The following is a 19910-nucleotide window of genomic DNA, read 5'->3' as shown; positions in this document are numbered from 1 at the left end:
AATATTGGAGGATCACATGGCACGCCGCTCGAACACCGATGAAAGACGCGGCCAGATCGTGGCGGCACTCCAGGCCGTCATGGCCAGGGCCGGCTACGCCGGGGCCACCATCGCCGCCATCGCCCGGCACGCGGAACTCACCCCCGGCCTCGTGCACTACCACTTCAGGGACAAGCGCGAAATCCTGGTGGCCCTGGTCGACTCGCTGGCCGGCTACGCCCAGCAGCGCTACGAGACCCGGGCCGCGGCAGCCGAAACAGCCGGGCAACGGCTCCAGGCCTACATCGCAGCACACCTTGCCTACGGCTCCGACGCCCAGCCCGACGCAGTTGCCGCCTGGGTGATGATCGGCGAGCAGTCGGTGCACGATCCTGATGTGCGCGAGGTCTATCAGGCGGCGCTAGCGGCACAGATGAAGTTGCTCAAAGGCCTGCTGCGACAGTGCTACGCCGAACGCGGACGCCGCGTCCGCCAACTCGATGCCCTGGTGGCAGGCATCACCTGCTTCATCCAGGGAGCGTTCACCCTGTCCACCACGGCGCGGCCGCTGCTGCCGACGGCCTTCGCCGCACCGACGCTGATCGACTGGGTGGAACGCTACATGGATGGGCAAGAGCAACGATGACGACCACGCCAGCAAGGAGGGGGAAGAATGCAGTGTCCAGATTGTGAACAAGGTGTCGTGACCAAGGTTCAAGTGCGGGCAACGCAGGAGGTCCTGCATGTTTGCCAAGAGTGCGAGTCGCTCTGGCTCACCGCCGAGGACATTGGCACCGAGCCTTTCAACAGTTTCACTTCCTACATGGAGGAGCTGGGTTTACCGCCGCTCTGGAGCTCGCTGTATGTCCTTGAGCCAGAAAAGATCAGCAGTCCTCAGGCACGGAAATACCTGCGCTCGGTCGGGGCGATCCAATCAAGGCGGCCATAGCGCAACCGCCACACTCAGAAACCCCGGGGGCAGAAGGCCAACGGGCGCACCCAAGCCAAAAACATCGGAGCCAAAGATGATTTACCAACTCTGGATGGAGCCGGATGACGGCCAGGCATTCTGCCCGGGCGGCCCGCAGGGAAACAGCGCACGCCAACTGCTTCACCCGGACGCCAAGCTTGTGTGGGAAGTTGAAGCCCACAACCACTTCGACGCCATGACCCGGTACTACGCGTACATGGAGTGGGGCGAATACAAGAGCGACCTTGCCGAACCGGAGCAAAAGTAGTGAGCGGCATCGAACAGAGCGTCGGCCCAGGCGACGCGCTGCACCACAGGCCGCAACGCCGCCCTGGGCAACAGCGGTGCCCAGGGGCGGATAATCCGCAGCGTTCCTGCTTGTTTTCGAAGAGCGCAGGTTGCTCGGCAATGAGTGAATGTTAGGCTTGGCGGTCTTGATATTCAGCGGACGCACGAGTTGTTGCGCCTTCACCCGCTTGCAGGAAGATCATGGACATTCGATTGACGCAAACCAGGGACTGGATGCTGTTGAAGCTGGTTCGTCTCGCGGCACTTCAGGACACCCCCACCGCCTTTGGCGTGAGTTACCAGGCCGCTGCCCACTACAGTGACCAGCAGTGGCAGGACCGCGCCTCGTCAACCGCTACCCAATTCTGGCTGGCCTTCAACGACCAGCAGCCGGTGGGAATGATCGGCGCCGCAGTCAGTGGTGCGAACCGCTACAACTTGATCGGCATGTGGGTGGCCCCCGAGGCACGGGGCAGCGGCGTGGCCGCGAAGCTGGTCGAGGCGGTGAAATCCCGTGGGCGAGACCAGGGCCATGAGTGCGTGTATCTGGACGTCGCCCCCGAAAACACCCGAGCCGTTCACTTCTATCTGAAGCAGGGATTTTCCTTCATCGATGAATGGGAACCCCTGGCAAGCCATCCCCATATCAAGGTGCAGACCATGCTCTGCCCTCTCTAGAACTGACCCGGCGGCGCCTCTGCTGGCCAGGGGCGTGCTCCGCCCGAGAACAGAGAGCGTCGCGCAAGTCGGCCAGATAAAAGTCCATCGGGCTCAAGCGGACGGATCAGCTCTGAGTGACAACCGCAGCGTCGTCATTGGACCCGGTGGCCAGCTTCGCCCGATCAGCCTTGCTGATGTACTTGGACTTTTTTGCGGAGCCCGTTTGGCGCTGGCCTTCTTGGCGTGAGCCTTCAATAGCTGCTGGATTTTTTTACGGCGATTCATGTGGGGCTACCCGGCTTTTTAAGTACAGGAATGATTTCAGCCGCCACTCGCCGGGGCTGGTAACTCTTTGCCGATCCCGCGAATGATCCTTTGCGCCCTTGCTCAGCGATGCCCGTTGCGTCAACCACCGCCCCTTCGGTGGGAGGCGGCAGCTGAACGTCACGCTTAACTCCCGATGGCCATCGCGAGCACACCCAGCAGTAGGCAGGCGCTGGCCACGATGGTCAGTCGCAAACGCATCGGCAGGTACCAGGCCGGTAGGTGCATGACCTGCGAGAGCTGCCGGTCATGCCACCCGTGCGCCAAGAATCCGCCAATCAATAACAGCCCGCCCCATGACAGCGGCAGCAAGGTGGCGACCCAGCCCATCAGCGCAGGGACGATGCTCCAAATAAAGCGTGTGTGACGCTGCTGCGCGTTCATGCCGGGAGCGATCATGGCAAAGCCCCAATGCAGGGCTCCGACAAAACTCAGGATCACCGCCCCGTAACTGACCAGGGCCTGGCACCACAACAGCCGCTGTCCGTGCGCAACCACGGCCAGCAACGCCAGCCCGAGAAACGGCAGCAAACCGCCATAACCCAGCAGGACAACAGGCTTGGGTGGCGATACAGAAGACAAAAGGTTCATCTGGATTCCTCTCAATCAGGGCACTGAAAACTGTAGCCGCAAAAGCGCCCTCTGAATGGCCATCGCGTTGACTCACCGCAACCGGCAGGCCACTGCCGGCCCCTCAGAACTTCGCCTGCATCCCCACCCGCAGCGTGCGCCCCGGCGCCGGCATGAAGCTCTGCGCCAGCGGGTCCAGGTAGTAGCGATCCGTGAGGTTTTGCAGCGATACGTTGAGGCTGGCGTGTTCCTGCAGCTTGTAGTTGAGGAACAGATCGACCAGCGCCACTTCGCGGTAGTTCAGCTGCGGCGTGGTGGCGCCGGTCTGCCAGGGCTTGTCGGCGGTGACGGTGGGCCCCGAGGTGTAGGTAATCCGCGTGCCGAGGGTCAGGCTCTGGTCGAAGAAGCGCAGGCCGGTGGTCAGGTTGCCGGCAAAGCGCGGCGGGTTCTGGGTGTTGGTGTAGGACCCCATGAAGCTGCCCGGGGTGCAGTCCGGGGTGTCGGCGGTTTTCCGGTAGGGGTTGCTGGTGGCCCGCAGGGTGGCGGCGAAGGCCGCGTCGCAGGTTTCGGTCTTCAGGTAGTAGGTAGACGACAGGTCGGCAAACACCCGCCCGGCATCGTAGTGGGTTTGCAGTTCCAGGCCGCGGGTGGTGTAGCTGTCGGTGTTGCTAAAGCGCATCAGGCCCCACAGGCCCGGGCTCGGGTCGTAGTAGCGGGTGATGTAGTTTTTGATGCTGTTGTTGAAGTAAGCGAGCTTGATCGCCGCCGAATCGTCATCCACCAACAGCCCCTTGTGCAAGGTGCTGGCGCCGATCTCCCAGTTGCTTGAGCGCTCGGGCTTCAGGCCCTTGCCCGGCGTGGTCTGCTGCACGCCGTAGCCGGTTTCGAACAGCGAAGGCATGCGAAAGCCCTGGGTGTAGGAGGCATAGACAAAGGTGTCTGGCAGCACTTCGAGATTGATGCCGAACGCCGGGGCAAAGGCGCCACCGCTGTTGCTGTCCTTGCCGGAATAGTTGTAGCCGGTGACCACCCGATCCACTTGCGAATCCCCCACCTCGGTATCGGTGGCACCGTACTGGTTATAGGGCGTGCCCTCGAACGGGTAGTTGGTGTTGTTGAAGACAATGCCGTTGTTCAAGCGTGGGTCGGTGGCATCGGTGTAGCGCCCGTTCTGGTCCGGGAACCACATCAGGTAGCCATAGTCGCCGGGCCTGGAGACGGTCACGTACCTGTGTTCGCGCTCCTCTCTGCGCGCCGTGGCATTGGCCACATGGTCCTTGCTGCGATAGTGGGTGTAACGACCGCCGCCCCACAGCGTCAGGCGCTCCACCGGCTGGTATTCCAGCTTGCCGTTGAGGCTGAACTCCTGCCGCGAGCCCTCGCGCAAGCTGCGGTTGGCATTGATGTCGTCCTGGGTGGTGACCACGCCTTTCTGCGGACGCAGTTCTTCCAGCTGGAACGAGCCGCCCAGGTCCAGCTTCAAGTCGCCGTAGTCGGTGCTAAAGCGCGAAGTATTGGCCAGCCCGCCGCCCGTGCGGCGGTTGGCCTGGCGGGCCCAGGAACGGTCCGTGCGATAGGCCTGGGACGCCGGTGCCGACCAGGCGCTCAGTTGGCTGGTCTGCGCATCGGTCAGCCACAGGTCGGCAGTCAGGTCCAGCAGCGGGTTGTCCGCGGGCAGGTAGTTGTAGCGTGCGGTGTAGGTGTCGATCTGGGTGTGGCCCAGGGGGTACTGGTAGATGCCGCCGGTGCCGAACCGGAAGATGTCCGAGGGCATGATCTCGCCGATGCGCCCGTCATAGCGTCGGTAGCCGAGGTCGAAGCGGTGGCCGTCCGCTGGGCGCAGGGTGGTCTTGAGCAGCCACGATTGGGTCTTCGACGAGGAGTTCAGCACCTCTTCCCCGGCGTTGTAGGTGGTGGCGACACTGGTCTGTTCATCGCCGTAGCGGTCAAAGGTGCGGTAGCGATCCTGGCCCTTCTTGCCGGCGAAATAGTTGCCCTGGTTGCGCTGGGCGTAGGCCGCCACCACATCGAACACGTCATGGCGGTAGGCAAACGCGGCACTGCCGGACTCCGCGTCCGAGCCGAACAGCCCGCCACGGCTCTGGTGCGGTTCCGTGTACAGGTCCTCGGTCCTGGAGTGGGGGTCGCGACGGGCCGGTGCCACGCCGTTGTTCCACAGGTCGCCCTTGAGCCGCAGGCCGACCTGCTGACCGTCCTTGAGGATGTCGTCGACGCCAAGGGTGCGCATCTTGACCGTGCCGCCGATGGCGCTGGAGGTCAGGCTCGGGCCCTTGTCGATGGCGATGTCGCTGATCATGTCCGGGTCGATGTAGCTGCGTTGCTGGGTGCCGGCATAACCGCGATAGACATCCAGGGCCTGTTGCGAGCCGTCCACCGTCACCGCCACCCGGCTCTGGCCCTGGATGCCGCGAATGTTCACATCCAGGCCGCCGCCATTGCGGCTGTCGCCGACCTGCACCCCGGGCTGGCCCTTGAGCACGTCGCCCACCGACACCACGCCAAAGCGCTGCAGGTCGTCGGCGGAGATGTACACCGACGAACGCGGCGCCCGGTACACCTCCTCCTCGTCAGGGTTCTCGCCCTTGATCTTCTGCGTCGGCAGCGACACCGCATCAGAGCGCAGGCGCAAGGCATAGCCGCCGTCGGCCTGGCGCACGTAGCCCAGGCCGGTGCCCGCCAGCAGGCGGTTGAGGCCCGCTTCGGCATTGAAATCACCTTGCAGGCCCTGGCTGGTCTTGCCCGCCGTAAGCAGTGCACTGCCGGCCAGGCTGATCCCCGCCTCGGCGCCAAAACGCGACAGCACCTGGTCCAGGGGACCGGCGCCGATGCTGTAGTGACGTTCGCCGGCCGCCAGCGCCATCTCGCTGTAGAGCGGTTGCAGGCTGAGCAACAGCAGGCCGAAGGTTTGGGTACGCAAGACACGAGCGGGGAAAATCATGCAAGGCTCCTAGGGATCGAAACCCACCGGTGCCGGTGGGCAATACCTGAAGGCCAAGCCAGATCGAAAAAACTATCGCGTCGCTGAAAAAAAATCTTCAGGCCGGCACCACCGTCACCCAATAACGGGTCCTGCGCTCGATGCGCACCGGCAGGGTATTGGCCACCAGGGCCAGGGCGGCATCGGTGTCGTCGAGCTGGAAACTGCCGGTCACGCGCAAGGCCGCCACGGCGTCGCTGCACCGCAAGAAGCCCGGGCGATAGCGCGAAAGCTCTGCCAGCAACTGATCCAGGCGCATGCGCTCGGCGGGCAGGATGCCGCGCATCCAGGCCTGGGCCAGCAACACATCAATGGCACTCGGCCGCCCGACTCCCCGGCCATCGACCCGGGTTTGCCATCCGGCCGGCAAGGCCAGCGGCGTCGGCTGCTGCCGGGCGCTGATCTGCACCAGGCCGCGCAACACCGTCACCAGAGTGCCCTGGCGATCATGGCGCACCAGCAGATGGGCGCCGCGGCTGTACAACACGGCATCCGGCGTTTGCAGTTGCAGCGACGCCGATGCCGGCGGGGTATCCAGGGCCAGCTCGCCCTCGATCAACTGCACGCTGCGCTGTCCTGCACTCAAGTCCAGATTCACCGCACTGGCGGTGTTCAGCCACAGCGAACCGCCGCCCGCCAGGGCCCAACGCCGGCGCTCGCCGATGCCGGTGCGATAACGGGCCAGGGCCGAACGCACCAGGGTGGAATCCGCCCCCTGCCAGGAGAGGCCACCCAGCAGCCCCAGCGCCAACAGGCACTTGAGCACCTGCCGCCGCCGTTGCGGATAGGCACCCGCCGCCTGCAAGGCCCGACGCGCCGTGGCATCGGCCAACAGATCGGCCCCCGGCTGCAACATCAGCGGCAGGCGGCTGACCCGCTGCCAGGCGTGCTCATGCTCGGCACTGGCCTCGCGCCACTGCTGCAAGGCCTGATGGTCCGCGGCGCTCATCAGCCCGGACTGCATCCGCACCAGCCAATCAATGGCGCTGTCCCGCACCCGGGGATCGACCGCGACGCCACTCATTCAAACAGGCTCGCGTAGCAGACGCTGAACGCCTTGCCCATGGCCCGCTGCACCTGGGCCACGGTCAGGCCCAACTGCGCGGCGATCTGCGGATAGGTCAAGCCATCGAGCTGGGACAGAAAGAAGATCTGCCGCACCCGCGACGACAGCCCCACCAGCAGCGAATCCAGCTGCAACAGGGTCTCGATCATCAGATGCCGCTCCTCCGGCGAAGGCTCCTCCCCCGCCGGCCGTGCCGCCAGCGCCTCCAGGTAAGCCCGCTCGATGGCCTGACGACGCCAGCGGTTGATCAACAGACCATTGGCGATGGTGGCCAGAAACGCCATGGGCTGGCGCAGCTCACGCACATCTTCCTGGGAGCGCAGCACGCGGATGAAGGTGTCGTGCGCCAAATCCTCGGCATCGGCGCTATGCCCCAGGCGCCGATGCAACCAGCCGCGCAGCCAGCCGTGGTGGTTCGCATACAGCTGGGCGACGGGCGAGGAAAGGCTGTGGTTGGGCATGAGAGATTCGCACTAATGATAATGCTTCTCATTTTATGATCCGCCGACACCCCTTGTACAGCGCGGCAAACTCACAACGGCGGCAACGCCACAGGCTCTGCGCCAGGGTCAAGGCACGCGGAGTCGGGCGCCAGGCCGGCGCTTGAGCGCGTTGGCCGGGTGGCCCGTCAGCTCTTTCGGCTGGGCACGACGAGTCAGGAAGTCTGGCGGTCGATGTCGCGGCGAAGCACCACGGCGGTGGTGATGTCCTCCACCGATTCGTGACTGGCCACGGCATCCCGGACACGGTTCAGATCATCGATGGTGCGTGATTCGATCTCGATCACCAGGTCCAGCTGGCCACTGACCGAAGAAATGCGGCGCACCTGCGAATGCTGGGCCAAAAGGTCGAGCAGGCTGATGGCCGGTGTGCGTTTCAGGCACACCAGGAACATGGCGCGAATCACGTTGGCGTCGATTTCGCCAATGTCCGCCCGGTAGCCTCTGATCACGCCATTGCGTTCAAGGTTGCTGACGCGTTCGCTGGTGGCACTCCTGGACAGCCCGATTCTCGCGGCCAGAGCCTTCAGGGCGATCCGCGCCTCTTTAGAAAGAATGTCGAGTATTTCCCGATCTTTCACGTCCAGGTCGCGCATTGAAACTCCTCACATTGACTGCCGATTTTGTGCCGGTCGATTCCGACAATATGCAGGTCAAAGCCGACCGCATACCTACTGCCCTTGAAGATTTCGCATGCCAAGCTAACTGAAAAAAATAACTTGGAAAACCACTACCATGACTGACCTTTCCCACCCCACCCCGCAGTTTTCGCCCCGCGATGCCGAACACCTGGCCGAACAGCTTTTCAATGTCAGCGCGAGCGCCTCGCCTCTGGATGGCGAGCGAGACTGCAACTACCGGTTGAAGACCGCCAGCGATGCGGGATGGATCCTGAAGGTCGTCAACGCCAGCGAGCCGCGCATTGAAAGCGAGCTGCAGGCCGCCCTCCTCAGCCACCTGGCCAGCACCTGCCCCGAGCTGGCCGTACCACAGCTGAAAAAGACCCTTGCCGGTGATTGCCTCGCCTCGGCCGTGGCGCCCTGCGGCGCAACCCACGCGGTGCGCCTGGTGAGCTGGTTGCCCGGCACACCGCTGGCCGAAGTTCCGCGCACCTTCGAACTGATGCGCCACCTGGGCCAGTCGTTCGCCGACATGGACCTTGCCCTGCAGGGCTTCATGCATCCCGGCGCGGTGCGCGACCTGGACTGGGACCTGCGGCACGCCGGGCGTTCGCGAGCCCGCCTGCACTTCATCAAGGACCCCGGCAGACGAGGGATTGCGCAGCGCTTCATTGAGACGTTCGAACAACAGGTGGCACCGACGCTGGCGCGGCTGCGCGCCCAGGTCATTCACAACGACGGCAATGACTGGAACATCCTCGTCGACCCACAGAACCACCAGCAGGTCTCGGGCATCATCGATTTTGGCGATGCCGTGCACACGGTGCTGATTGCCGAAGTCGCCATCACCTGCGCCTACGCCATTCTCGACACGCCAGACCCCATCGGCGCGGCGGCCGCCCTCACCGGCGCTTTCCACGAGCGCTACCCGTTGCAGCCGCAAGAGCTGGATGTGCTGTTCAATCTGATTGCCATGCGCCTGGTGATCAGCGTCACCTTGTCGGCCTCGCGCCACGAACAGACCCAGGACAACCCCTACCTGGCCATCAGCGAAGCCCCGGCCTGGCGCCTGCTGGAAAAGATGGATCGCATGAATCCGCGCCTGGCCACGGCAATCCTGCGCAAAGCCTGCGGTTATGACGCCATAGAAGGTGCCGGGGCGATTCGCCGCTGGGTGGATGAAAACCGCCAGTCCTTTGCAGAGATCGTGCATCCCTCGGCGGCGACCCTGAACAAGGCCATTGTGCCGTTCGCCGATGCCGCCCACGAAATGACCATCGCTTCCGCCGCGCAGCGACCGGCAGAAGCGACGAAATGGTGGAACGATTTTTCCGCCGAGCATCAAGTGCCGCTGGGCATCGGCCCCTGGGGCGAAGCCAGGACCATCTACACCGACAGCGCCTTTGAATCGCGCTTCATTGAAGGACAGCGCCGGATCATCCACCTGGGTGTCGACTTGATCATGCCGGCCGGAACGCCGCTGTACACGCCGCTTGCCGGTGTGGTGCAGAGCGTCGAGGTCGAGCCTGAACCACTGGGCTATGGCGGTTTGATCATGCTCAAGCACTCGCCTGAAGGCTGCCCGCCCTTCCTGACCCTGTGGGGGCACATGGCCCACGAAGCGCTGACCCGCCTCAAGCCCGGCGACCACCTGGCCGCTGGCGCGCTGGTGGGCTACATGGGCGCGGACACGGAAAATGGCGGCTGGCTGCCCCATGTGCATTTCCAGATGTCCACCGACACCCAGTTGAAGGCCAGCGAGTTCATCGGCGTCGGTGAGTGCGCCTATCTTGAGGTGTGGGCCGACCTGTTCCCGGATGCTTCGACCCTGGCCGGAATTCCTCCGGAAACCTATAGCCAGGAAGGCAGGAGCAAAGCGCAGATCGTGGCCAAGCGTAAACAACTGCTGCTGCCCAACTTGTCGATTTCCTACTCGGACCCGATCAAGTTCGTGCGCGGCGATGGGGTCTGGTTGATCGACAACTTCGGCCGGGCCTATCTGGACTGCTTCAACAACGTCTGCCATCTCGGCCACTGCCATCCCGATGTGGTGCAGGCCCTTGCCCACCAGGCTTCACGCCTGAACACCAACACCCGCTACCTGCACGACAACATCGTGGAATACGCCGAGCGGCTCACCGCAACATTGCCCAAGGGCCTGGCCGTCGCCTCCTTCGGCTGTTCCGGCAGTGAAGCCAACAGCCTGATGCTGCGCATGGCGCGCAATCACACCGGGCGCAACGACGCCATCGTGCTGGATTGGGCCTACCACGGCACCACCCAGGAGCTGATTGACCTGAGCCCCTACAAGTACAAGCGCAAGGCCGGTAAGGGCCGTGCAGAGCACGTATTCGAGGCGGCCGTGCCGGACGTTTATCGCGCAGCGGATGACTGGCCATTCGAGGAGTTGGGCAAGCGTTTTGCGCAGAGTGTCGCCGAGCAGATCGACAGCATGCGCCAGCAGGGCCGGGCCCCGGCGTTCTTTTTGGCGGAGTCGATTCCCAGTGTCGCCGGGCAGCTGTTTTTCCCGGAAAACTACTTGCAGGAGGTCTATGCCATGGTTCGCGCCGAGGGCGGGCTGTGCCTGGCCGATGAGGTCCAGGTCGGCTTTGGCCGGGTGGGCAGCCACTGGTGGGCCTTTGAAACCCAGGGCGTGGTGCCTGATGCGGTGTCCATGGGCAAGCCCATTGGCAACGGCCACCCGATGTCGGCGGTGGTAACCAGCCGCGAAATAGCCGACAGCTTCAACAACGGCATGGAGTACTTCAATACCTTCGCCGGCAGCCCGGTTTCATGTGCCGTGGGGCTCAGCGTTCTCGATGTGATTGAGCGCGACAACCTGAAACTCAACGCACTGACGGTGGGCAACTACCTGCTCGACGGCTTTCGCACACTGCAGCAACGCTACGCGGTCATTGGCGATGTACGCGGGTTGGGGCTGTTTCTCGGGATCGAGCTGGTCACCGATCGCCAGAGCAAGGCTCCGGCCACGCAACTGGCGAAAAAGGTTGCCGATGGCGCCCGGGAGCGTGGCGTCCTGATCGGCACCGAAGGCCCCCATGACAACGTGTTGAAAATGCGCCCGTCGATGATTTTCAGCCACAAGAACGCCGACTTGCTGCTGGAGGTGCTGGACGAAAGCTTCAAGGCAGCCCTGCAGTAGAGTGCCGGGATCGGCGCACGAGTGACAGCCTGCGTGCCTGGCCGACATAGTGTCGGCCAACTCCGGCAATGTGTCCGGCTGGCGGACACCTTGCCGGGTGCTTTCCAGAACGGCCTATGCAAAGCTTTTCCCGAGGCCTGGGTGAAGAGCCCAAAAAACAATAATTAATAATTCTTCAAAGGTGCCATCCAATGCTAACCAGAACGCTCAAGTGTCTGTTTGCTGCATCCACCGTCGCGGCCGCGGCGCTCCTGTGCCCTTTAGCCGCTCAGGCTGATGACTTGCAATCGATCCAGGCATCCAAAGAGATTCGCATCGCCATGAGCGGGCAGTACTCGCCCTTCAGCTTTGCCAACGAGCAGAACCAGATCGTCGGCTTCGACGCCTCCATCAGCGAAGCCCTGGCCCAACGGCTCGGGGTGAAAGTCAGCATCGTCACCACCCCCTTCGACGGGATCATTGCCGGGCTCCTGGCAAAAAAATACGACGCCATCATCGCCTCCATGACCATTACCCCGGAGCGCCAAAAGGCCGTGGACTTCGTCGGCCCCTACTACCACGCCGGCCGCACCATCGTGGTGAAAGAAGACTCCCCGATCAACAGCCTGGATGACCTGAAGGAGGTGAAGGTGGGCGTCACCCTGGGCGATGCCCACGACAAATGGGCCAGGGCGCGGGGCAACCTGAAGGTGAAAACCTATAAAGGGCTTCCCGAGATGCTGGTCGACCTGGACGCCGGGCGCCTCGACGCGCTGGTGATGGACAGCGTTCCGGTGCTGGTGGCCGTCAAGGAAACCGGGCAGAAAGTGCGCATCATCACCCCACCCCAACAGGATGGCGGCATCGAAGGCATGGGCATTGCGCTGCGCAAGAACAACCCCGAACTCAAGGCCGCGATGCAGCAGGCGCTGAACGACATGCTGGCCGATGGCAGCTACGAAAAGATCTCGATGCAGTGGATTGGCAAGGACATTCGCTGACTCATCTGCAGCCTGGCTCGACCTGGGGTCGGGCCAGTCAGTCCGACTTTTCCGAGCCTTCCCATGGATCTGACACTTATACAGCGCACCCTGCCGTTCTTTCTGGAGGCGGCCTGGGTCACGGTGCACGTTTCGCTGCTGGCGCTGCTGCTGGGCTTGTTGGTGGCGGTGGTGCTGGTGGCAGCCCGGCTGTCCGGCTTCTTCATGCTTCGCTGCCTGGCCCGGGTCTACATCAGCGTTTTTCGTGGCACCCCCTGCCTGGTCCAGCTGTTCCTTCTCTACTTTGGCGGCCCGCAGATCGGCCTTGAGCTGGAACCGTTGTCCGCCGGCGTCATCGGCCTGGGCCTGAACATCGCGGCCTACATGGCCGAATCCATTCGTGGCGCAATCAGCAACGTGGACCCCGGCCAGGTCGAGGCGGCGCGTTCAATCGGTTTCGGCAAGGGCCAGACCCTGTGGCTGATTACCCTCCCGCAAACCGCCAAGTTGATGATCAGGCCACTGGGGGTCAATGCGGTCGCGCTGATCAAAGGCTCGGCCCTGGTGTCGACCATCTCCGTGGTCGAGCTTTCCTATACCGCGCAGCGTTTCATCAGCTCCACGTACAAGCCATTCGAGATCTTCACGGTGTCGGCCATTTTGTACATCGCCATGGTCTACACGGTCAGGCTGATGGTGGACCTCCTCGATAAACGCTTCGCGGCCAAGTGAGACGCCCCCATGCCAAGCCTCGACCTGAGTATCGTGACACCCTATTCCGAACTGCTGGCCACCGGGCTCTGGTGGACCCTCGTCCTGTTCCTCAGCGCCAGTGTGTTGAGCCTGATGGCCGGCATCGCCTTTGCCCTGATCGTGCTCTACACCCCGAAACTGGTCTCCCTGCCCATACGTTTCCTGACCTGGCTACTGATGGGCACGCCCCTGCTGCTGCAGCTGTACGTGATCTATTACGGCCTGGTGCAAGTGGGGATCGATATCCCGGCCCTCGCGGCCGGCATCATCGGCCTGAGCCTGCATTTTGCGGTCTACAACGCCGACGTGATTCGTGCCGGAGTCCTGTCGGTCGACCCCGGGCAGATTGAAGGCGCGCGCTCCATTGGCCTGAGCCGCAGCCAGGCGCAACGCTACGTGGTGGTGCCACAGGCACTGCGCAATACCCTGGCCCCGCTGGGCAACAACCTGATCGTCCTGCTCAAGGACACCTCCCTGGTGTCGATCATCGGCATTGCCGAGCTGGTCTACAGCGCCCAGCGCGCCGTGAGCGAAACCTACAGCCCGTTCGAATTCTATCTGGCCGTCGCGGTGATCTATTACGCGGTCAATCTTGTTCTGGAAGCCGGCCTGCACCTTCTTGAAAATAAGGTAGAGATGTCACGATGACCACAGAAAAGCTCATGGTTGAAGTCAAGGGCGCGCGCAAGGCGTATGGCGCCCTAGAAGTGCTCAAAGGCATCGATCTGTCTGTCTCGCGCGGACAGATCATCGCCATCATCGGCCCCAGCGGTTCGGGTAAAAGCACCCTGCTGCGCTCCATCAACCACCTGGAAGTGCTGAACGAGGGGGAGATCTGGCTGGAGGGCGAACACGTCAACCGGCCCTTGAAAGGTCGCGCATTCGAACAGCACATCAACAGCGTGCGCCAGCAGATGGGCATGGTGTTCCAGCACTTCAATCTGTTCCCCCACCTGACCGTGCATGAAAACATCGCCCTCGGGCCGATCAAGCTCAAAGGGCTGAACAAAGCCGCGGCCCGTGAGCTGGCCATGGAGTACTTGTCCAAGGTGGGCCTGGCCAGCAAGTTCGACGAGTACCCCTCTCGCCTGTCCGGCGGACAGAAACAGCGCGTGGCCATTGCCCGGGCCCTGGCGATGCGCCCCAAGGTCATGCTGTTCGATGAAGCCACCTCGGCGCTGGACCCGGAGCTGGTGGAAGAGGTCAACCAGGTGATGAAACAACTGGCCGCCGAGCACATGACCATGTTGATCGTCACCCACGAAATGCGCTTTGCCGGTGAAGTGGCGGACCGGATCATCTTCATGGACGGCGGCGTGGTGGTCGAGGAAGGCGCGCCACAGCAGATCCTGCAAAACCCGACCCACGAACGCACCCGGTCGTTCCTGAAAAAGCATTTGCACGCCTAGCAAGGCTGCGCTCGCGCGGGCCGCAGGTGCTGTTGCATCACACGCAGCAGCGCTGCCTTGGCAGCCAGGGGGCCCCGCCCCCTACGCGCCATCATTCGTAGCTCAGGGTGAAGGTCAATGAAGCCGCCAACTGCCCCTTGCCGATGCTGCGTTCGCTCAGGGCATCGGGAAGCGCCTTGAGGTAGGCAAGAAAGGTGACCGACTGCTTGCCGTCCTGGCTGACCCGGCCAATGGAATGCGTGCGTCCCAGGGGCAAGGGCTGCGTCGCTGCATCCTCCAGGCCAATCACCAGGCCTTGCGGACTGCCGCTGTCGAGCTCCAGAAAGCCCGGTATCTGCGGACTTTCATGGCCGCTCAAGGTCGCCTTGACCTCGGTCCTGCCGGCGCTGGCATCACAGTCGATCAGGTTCAGGACAACGGCCTTGCTCGCGGTCCTGCCGTCGCGATAGAGCTCCTGAAGGCCCACATCCTCGAAGTCCAGCGTCCGGGTTTCCGAGCCAGGCTCCAGGGTACAGGTCTGATCCATCAGCTGGCCGCTGAAAAAGACGTTGTCGGCCGCCACTGCCGGGGCGCTGAAACCATCCGCCAGCCAGGCACAACACAGGCACAGACAGCCGTTGAGCAATTGCTTCATGACTTCACCTAATACAGCTCGACCAGCAACAGTCCGGAGGCATTGAACTCGCTCAACGCAAGCTGCGCTCCCACCTTCTTCACCGGCACCGCCTCGAATGCCGGAGGTTTCTGCAAACTGTCGAGGCTGATCTGCCGAGGTTCGTTGAGGACCAGTTCCCGCTCCCCCAGCAACAGCTTGATGGCCAAGCCATTGACCGAGGTGCGCAGCAACGCCGGGTTGAAATCCGCCACCGAGCCCTTGAAGGTCAGGCGCATCTTCCAGGTCGAGTCTTGCGATACCAGCCCCGGACACTTGATCTGATAGGGAATCGGCTGACGATAGTGCTCGCCATCGATCTTGCGCAGCTGCACGTTGCCGAACGACACCCTGATCGGCGCGTCCTTGTCGCTGACCGTGCATTGAGGAGGCGCGATCAATACCCCGAAGAACGCCATATCCGCCGCCGCCCGGCCCAAACCCGGCAACCCGAGCAGCAAGAGGCCGCAGACCAGAGCCTGGCACCCGCCTTTCCTTCGCCACCAGCGTTCCATGAACACCTCCGCCCCCCTGCCCTTGCCGGCCCCCAGCTGCGCTCCCGTCCCGGGCCGCGCTGCCAACCTTGCGCCCAGCCACCGAGCCAGGGGCACAACGATCCCGAGCGCGCCCGATGGCCTCAAGCCAGCCTCAGCTCGCATCGGCCACCGGCCTGGCCACGCACTGCCCCGCCGTGCAGCGGAATTCCAGTTGCGGCCGACCGCCGAAATCGTTGACGTACGTCAGCACTGGCGCGTTGCCCAGGGTCCGGGCGCTGACGCTCAGCGCCTGGCGCCCCCAGGGCGCCAGCATCACCGGCTGGAAGTCTGGAACGGATGCGCCGCCCACGCGGACCTGGGCATCAACCAGGGTCACGTAGTAGGCCGTCGGGTTATGGGCTACGTAGCGCTCCCCTTCGCGGGACAGCGTCAGTTGCTCCTGCCAGGGAAGCTGATTCTGTCCGCTGTCCCTGACGATGGCCTCGGGACGATAGAACAGCTTGATCCGCGTCTGCAGGGCAATCTGCAAGGCGTTGGGCTTGTCGGTGCGCGGCGGAATCTCACGCAAGTTGAAGTAGAACAGCGACTCCCGGTCCTGGGGCAACTGCCCTGCCTGTGCCAGCTTCCGGATCCTCACCTGACTCCGGGATCCGGCTTCGAGCCGTTGCACCGGAGGCAGCACGGCCAAGGGGCCGCTGATCTTCTCCTCCTTGTCGTTTTCGAGCCAGGCCTGGGCCAGGTACGGCAGTTGGGGATTCTGGTTGCTGATGCCCACGCTCACCGATTTCTCGCTGCCATTGAAGATGATTCGGGTACGGTCCAGGGCGATGGCAGCGTGTACCGACTCCAGAGTCAACAGGCTCAGGCCGATGACAAGCAGGCTTTTTTTCAGGTCGAACCATGGCATGGAGGCCACTCCTTATAACTTGTTGCTGGGGGATTGGGTTTCGTGGACCGCTACAGGCCCGCAGACAAATTGCACTTGCTGGTCATCCGCGCTGACCTGCTCCGTCAGGATGAAATCGCATTGGGCCTTGCCGTCCCACTGCACTGACATCAGGTCACCGACCTGCATGCCACTGAGGTAAACCAGGCCATCCTCGCCAATGATTCCGGTTTCCTGGCCCCGCGCGTTGTACACGCCGCTGCCAAAGGGCGGCGTGGTCGCGTCGGGCAGGACGATGCGGACCATGCCCTTGCTCCCGGAAACGATGTCGAAACGGCGATAGCCAATCGCCCCCTCGGTCAGCGTGGCCTGGGCCACCGAGCGCCCGGCTTCCACATCGTCAGCCAGTTGATCCAGGTTGATGCTTGCCTGATTGCGGTAGTAGCTGTTCATGTCAGCCACCACCGCCTTGCCGAAGCGATTGGAATAGGTGCTGGCGCCATTGCCCCGCACCGGCACCCCGGCCACGCCATTGGTATCGAGCAGCAGGCGGGTGCCGCCCAGGGTGGTGATCCGGTGCAGCGCCGCCCCTTCGGCGGTCAGGGTCGCCCCGCCCTGCACTGACAGACCGGCGGAACGATAACGTCCGGCCTGATAGCTGGCGCTGGCGGTGACATCGGCCAGGCTGCCCTCGTGGTTCAGGTAGCCGCTGGCCGTGTTGCCCTCGCTGGCGGTGCCGGCGCTGAGCATGTAGCTGTTGCGCTCATCCGGACGGTCGTAATAGCCCAAGTTGTGGCCGCTGCTGCCACGGTTGAGCGTGGCGTTGTAACTGAGAGAGCCGCTGTCGCCCCAGGGAAGGCTCAGCGAGACATAGGCGCCTTCATCGACCGCGCCATGGCTCTGGCTGCGATAGGCGGTCAGCGACAGGCCCAGGTTCTTCAGCCCGCCCAGGTTGAAATAACGAGACAGCGACAGGCTGTAGCGGTCGCTCGGCGCATTGTTCCAGTAGGTCTGGTGGTTGTAGTTGAGGTACAGGCTCAGGTTCTGGTCACGAAAACTCTTGCTCAGTGTCGCGGTGTACATTTCCTTGCTCTGATTGTTCAGCCGACCACGGCGACGGGCCTCGATAAAGTCGTTCATGGTCATGAAGTCTTCCTCGGAGAAGCGATAACCGGCGAACGTCACCTGGCTGTCGTAATCCTCGAAGCGCTTCGAATAGCTGGCGCGATAGGACTTGCCCTGGCGCTGGCCGATTTCAGCCAGGCGGGCATTGGATTGAGTCACGTCAACCGCCAGGGCGCCGAAGGCCATCAGGTCACGACCCACGCCCACGGCCAGCGCGCGATAGTCCCGCGCCCCCAGGCCTCCGCCGTACAGCGACCAGCCATTGCTCACGCCCCAGGAAAATTCGCCGCTGGCGAATTCCGGACCATCGGGCTCGTGCTCCCAGTCCGAAGGCCGGCCGGCGGACACTTTGTAGCGCACCGTGCCGGGGCGGCTGAGGTAGGGAATGCTCGCCGTGTCCAGCTGGAATTCCTGAACGCTGCCGTCCTGCTCCTCAATGCGCACATCCAGCTTGCCGCTCACCGCATCGCTCAGGTCCTGGATGCGAAAGGGCCCCGCCGGCACTTGGGTGTCATACAGAATGCGCCCCTGCTGCGTGACCAGCACCCGCGCATTGGTCCGCGCCACGCCACTGACTTCCGGCGCATAGCCACGCAGGTTGGGGGGCAGCATGTTGTCGCTGGTGGCCAGACTGGCACCGGTGTAGCGCACGCTGCCGAACAGGTTGGAGTCCAGGTAGTTTTCTCCCAGGCTGAGGTGGGCGCGCAACTCGGGAATCGCCCGTGAGGCGTAGTAGCGGCTCCAGGCGAATTGCCGCTGGCCAGGCTTGCCGGAGGTCTTGTGCATCTGCCCTTGCCAATCGGCCCGCAGGCGCCAGGCGCCGAGGTTGAAACCGGTCGTGCCGTTACCCGTCAACTGCTTGTCGCTGGCCTGAGGCCCGGCGTAATCCGTGGTCTGGGCATTGAGGTTGTAGTCAAATAAAAATCCGCCAATGCCCTCATCCCAGCGCGAAGGCGGGTCCCAGTTGCTTGCGCTGTATTCAAGGGCGTCCTGGGGAATGTTCAGGTACAAGGCAGAGGCGCCCAGGTCGCCACGCACCGTCATGCCGGGAATGCTGCTGATATCCAGACAATTGCCTTGGTGCCACCAGGCAAGTTGCTTGATCCGCTGTTTTTTCAGACCCAACTGCGCCACCAGTTCGGGAGAGATGCAGGCCACACTGCCCTTGGGGTCATCTTCCGGCGCCAAGTAGTTCACGACCGTTTCCGGCAACGAATCGCGATTCACATGAACGACCAGGCTGTATTGCCCCGGCAAAATGAAGTTAGCCTTGGCAAACAAGCCGAGATCGAGATTCTGTTGATCCTTGAGATCAAGCACGTCCGTATTGAACTGAAACTCTTCGGCGGCACTGGCCAAGCTGGCCATGCACCACAATGTAGTGAAGACCCATACCCGGTGTTGAACCACGTGATTAACTTCCCTTACAACGACAACAACTTCTTTCGTCCGCTTCCTCAAGCCAGCAAACAGCATCGGTCGACCACTGTGCCCAACACTGTCACGAACGAAATCTGAGAGGTCTGAAGGCAACATGAGAGTGCTGAGTACGGATTAACAAGCGTCATGTTCGAGCGCCACGGCAGTGCATGGCCTATCACGTCGAAACAATGAAAATCCGAGAGGACTGGCGGCGACCCCATCGAGAGAAGATCGGCAGTGCGCCTGGAATACGCACACTTGCGTATCCAGGCCGCACCTCACGCAACGTTACTGATAAGCCAGGGTAAAGTTGGCGACGGTATCAAAGGTACCGGCTACCACAGTGGCTGGTTTCGGCTCCCCACCCTCGGTTTCAGGGGCCAGCATGTCGCCTTGCAGGTAGGCGGTGAAGTTCAGTGCGCTTTCACCGTCGGACAGGTTCTGCGGATCGGAAGCGGCACCCAGCTTGATCAGCGAGCCGTTGCGATCAGCGATCGCCAGGCTCGCACCCTTCGCAGTGCCACCCTGGAAGCCCAGGAGATCAGGGTTGGCGGCCGAAGGCGCGCCGGTGAAGGTCACGGTGGCACTTTTCAGCGAGCCCAGGTCGCAGCCGTTGAGCTTGATGGAAAACGGCTTCAAAGCGGACTTCCCGCCATTTTTCAGAGCGCTGTTGGAGATGGAGTCGAACTCCACGACTTGCTCCAAAGAACCGCTGGAAATCGAGCATGGAGAGTCATTGATATTGCCCTTGAAATTGACCTTTCCACCGCCCTGGCCCGCCGCCATGGCCAACACCGAAGTACCACCGAGTACAACTGCCGCTATAGTTGCCGCCATTTTGCTGAATTTCATTTTAGAATCCCTACTAGTACACATTTAATATATCGGCACTACGCATCACCTGGACAAACTACAAGGCAATATCCATGGTATGCCACTTGTCGACCAGACCGCAGCCAACTAGTAAGTGCCGAGAACAAGTATATTCACCAAGCAAAAAAATTAAGATAAGAAAGGTTCGATAAGGGCGTGGGAAAATTCCCAACCAACTTATAGCTTGTCTTAGCAC

General features: G+C 62.6%; 18 protein-coding genes and 1 pseudogene. 8 read left to right on the top strand and 11 right to left on the bottom strand.

Going from position 1 to position 19910, the window contains the following annotated elements:
• The first annotated feature begins 16 nt into the window (after positions 1-16).
• From POS17_RS11745 to POS17_RS11730, 3 genes are all read left to right on the top strand, one after another.
• On the top strand, positions 17-625 hold the full coding sequence (locus POS17_RS11745) for a TetR/AcrR family transcriptional regulator (protein WP_060838700.1): 609 nt from the start codon (positions 17-19) through the stop codon (positions 623-625).
• 379 nt (positions 626-1004) lie between these two features.
• Positions 1005-1217: a hypothetical protein gene (locus tag POS17_RS11735; protein WP_060838699.1), complete on the top strand. Its 213-nt coding sequence runs from the start codon at positions 1005-1007 to the stop codon at positions 1215-1217.
• Positions 1218-1438: 221 nt separating this feature from the next.
• Positions 1439-1915 (top strand): GNAT family N-acetyltransferase, encoded by a 477-nt coding sequence (locus POS17_RS11730; RefSeq protein WP_173655890.1) that lies wholly within the window; start codon positions 1439-1441, stop codon positions 1913-1915.
• A gap of 106 nt (positions 1916-2021) precedes the next feature.
• On the opposite strand, the pseudogene POS17_RS30910 reads toward POS17_RS11730, so the two are convergent.
• The 6 genes and pseudogenes from POS17_RS30910 to POS17_RS11705 form a co-directional block, all read right to left on the bottom strand.
• Positions 2022-2182 (bottom strand): annotated as a pseudogene (locus POS17_RS30910) (DUF2986 domain-containing protein).
• Positions 2183-2347: 165 nt separating this feature from the next.
• A complete protein-coding gene (locus POS17_RS11725) occupies positions 2348-2812 on the bottom strand; it encodes a DUF3429 domain-containing protein (RefSeq protein ID WP_060838698.1) in 465 nt (154 codons plus the stop codon).
• A 103-nt stretch (positions 2813-2915) separates the two neighbouring features.
• Positions 2916-5750: a TonB-dependent receptor gene (locus tag POS17_RS11720; RefSeq protein WP_060838697.1), complete on the bottom strand. Its 2835-nt coding sequence runs from the start codon at positions 5748-5750 to the stop codon at positions 2916-2918.
• A 97-nt stretch (positions 5751-5847) separates the two neighbouring features.
• Positions 5848-6813, bottom strand: coding sequence for a FecR domain-containing protein (locus tag POS17_RS11715; RefSeq protein WP_060838696.1), 966 nt, complete (start codon positions 6811-6813; stop codon positions 5848-5850).
• A complete protein-coding gene (locus tag POS17_RS11710; protein WP_060838695.1) occupies positions 6810-7316 on the bottom strand; it encodes a sigma-70 family RNA polymerase sigma factor in 507 nt (168 codons plus the stop codon). The genes POS17_RS11715 and POS17_RS11710 overlap by 4 nt, the downstream gene beginning before the upstream one ends.
• Positions 7317-7510: 194 nt before the next feature.
• Positions 7511-7951: an Lrp/AsnC family transcriptional regulator gene (locus tag POS17_RS11705; protein ID WP_060838694.1), complete on the bottom strand. Its 441-nt coding sequence runs from the start codon at positions 7949-7951 to the stop codon at positions 7511-7513.
• Between the two features lie 139 nt (positions 7952-8090).
• Between POS17_RS11705 and POS17_RS11700 the strand changes: the two genes are divergently transcribed.
• From POS17_RS11700 to POS17_RS11680, 5 genes are all read left to right on the top strand, one after another.
• The gene (locus tag POS17_RS11700; RefSeq protein WP_060838693.1) at positions 8091-11138 is read left to right on the top strand and encodes an aminotransferase class III-fold pyridoxal phosphate-dependent enzyme; all 3048 of its coding nucleotides are present in this window, start codon (positions 8091-8093) and stop codon (positions 11136-11138) included.
• A gap of 191 nt (positions 11139-11329) precedes the next feature.
• Entirely contained in the window at positions 11330-12118 is a 789-nt protein-coding gene (locus POS17_RS11695; protein WP_060838692.1) for an ABC transporter substrate-binding protein, read from the top strand.
• A 63-nt stretch (positions 12119-12181) separates the two neighbouring features.
• Positions 12182-12829: an amino acid ABC transporter permease gene (locus POS17_RS11690; RefSeq protein WP_060838691.1), complete on the top strand. Its 648-nt coding sequence runs from the start codon at positions 12182-12184 to the stop codon at positions 12827-12829.
• Between the two features lie 9 nt (positions 12830-12838).
• On the top strand, positions 12839-13498 hold the full coding sequence (locus POS17_RS11685) for an amino acid ABC transporter permease (protein WP_060838690.1): 660 nt from the start codon (positions 12839-12841) through the stop codon (positions 13496-13498).
• Positions 13495-14259, top strand: a complete 765-nt coding sequence (locus POS17_RS11680; protein WP_060838689.1) for an amino acid ABC transporter ATP-binding protein — start codon at positions 13495-13497, stop codon at positions 14257-14259. The genes POS17_RS11685 and POS17_RS11680 overlap by 4 nt, the downstream gene beginning before the upstream one ends.
• A gap of 91 nt (positions 14260-14350) precedes the next feature.
• On the opposite strand, the gene POS17_RS11675 is transcribed toward POS17_RS11680, so the two are convergent.
• The 5 genes from POS17_RS11675 to POS17_RS11655 form a co-directional block, all read right to left on the bottom strand.
• Positions 14351-14893 (bottom strand): fimbrial protein, encoded by a 543-nt coding sequence (locus POS17_RS11675; RefSeq protein ID WP_060838688.1) that lies wholly within the window; start codon positions 14891-14893, stop codon positions 14351-14353.
• 8 nt (positions 14894-14901) lie between these two features.
• The gene (locus POS17_RS11670) at positions 14902-15426 is read right to left on the bottom strand and encodes a fimbrial protein (RefSeq protein ID WP_159426280.1); all 525 of its coding nucleotides are present in this window, start codon (positions 15424-15426) and stop codon (positions 14902-14904) included.
• A 133-nt stretch (positions 15427-15559) separates the two neighbouring features.
• Complete coding sequence (locus POS17_RS11665; protein ID WP_060838686.1) at positions 15560-16315, bottom strand: fimbria/pilus periplasmic chaperone; 756 nt, start codon at positions 16313-16315, stop codon at positions 15560-15562.
• 12 nt (positions 16316-16327) lie between these two features.
• Positions 16328-18829, bottom strand: a complete 2502-nt coding sequence (locus POS17_RS11660; protein WP_442963161.1) for an outer membrane usher protein — start codon at positions 18827-18829, stop codon at positions 16328-16330.
• A 300-nt stretch (positions 18830-19129) separates the two neighbouring features.
• On the bottom strand, positions 19130-19693 hold the full coding sequence (locus POS17_RS11655) for a fimbrial protein (RefSeq protein WP_060838684.1): 564 nt from the start codon (positions 19691-19693) through the stop codon (positions 19130-19132).
• Positions 19694-19910: the final 217 nt, after the last annotated feature.

This window comes from Pseudomonas sp. Os17 (assembly GCF_001547895.1).
Lineage (GTDB): Bacteria > Pseudomonadota > Gammaproteobacteria > Pseudomonadales > Pseudomonadaceae > Aquipseudomonas.
The sequence above is the reverse complement of the archived record's forward strand: the minus strand, read 5'-3'. Positions and strand labels throughout refer to the sequence as shown.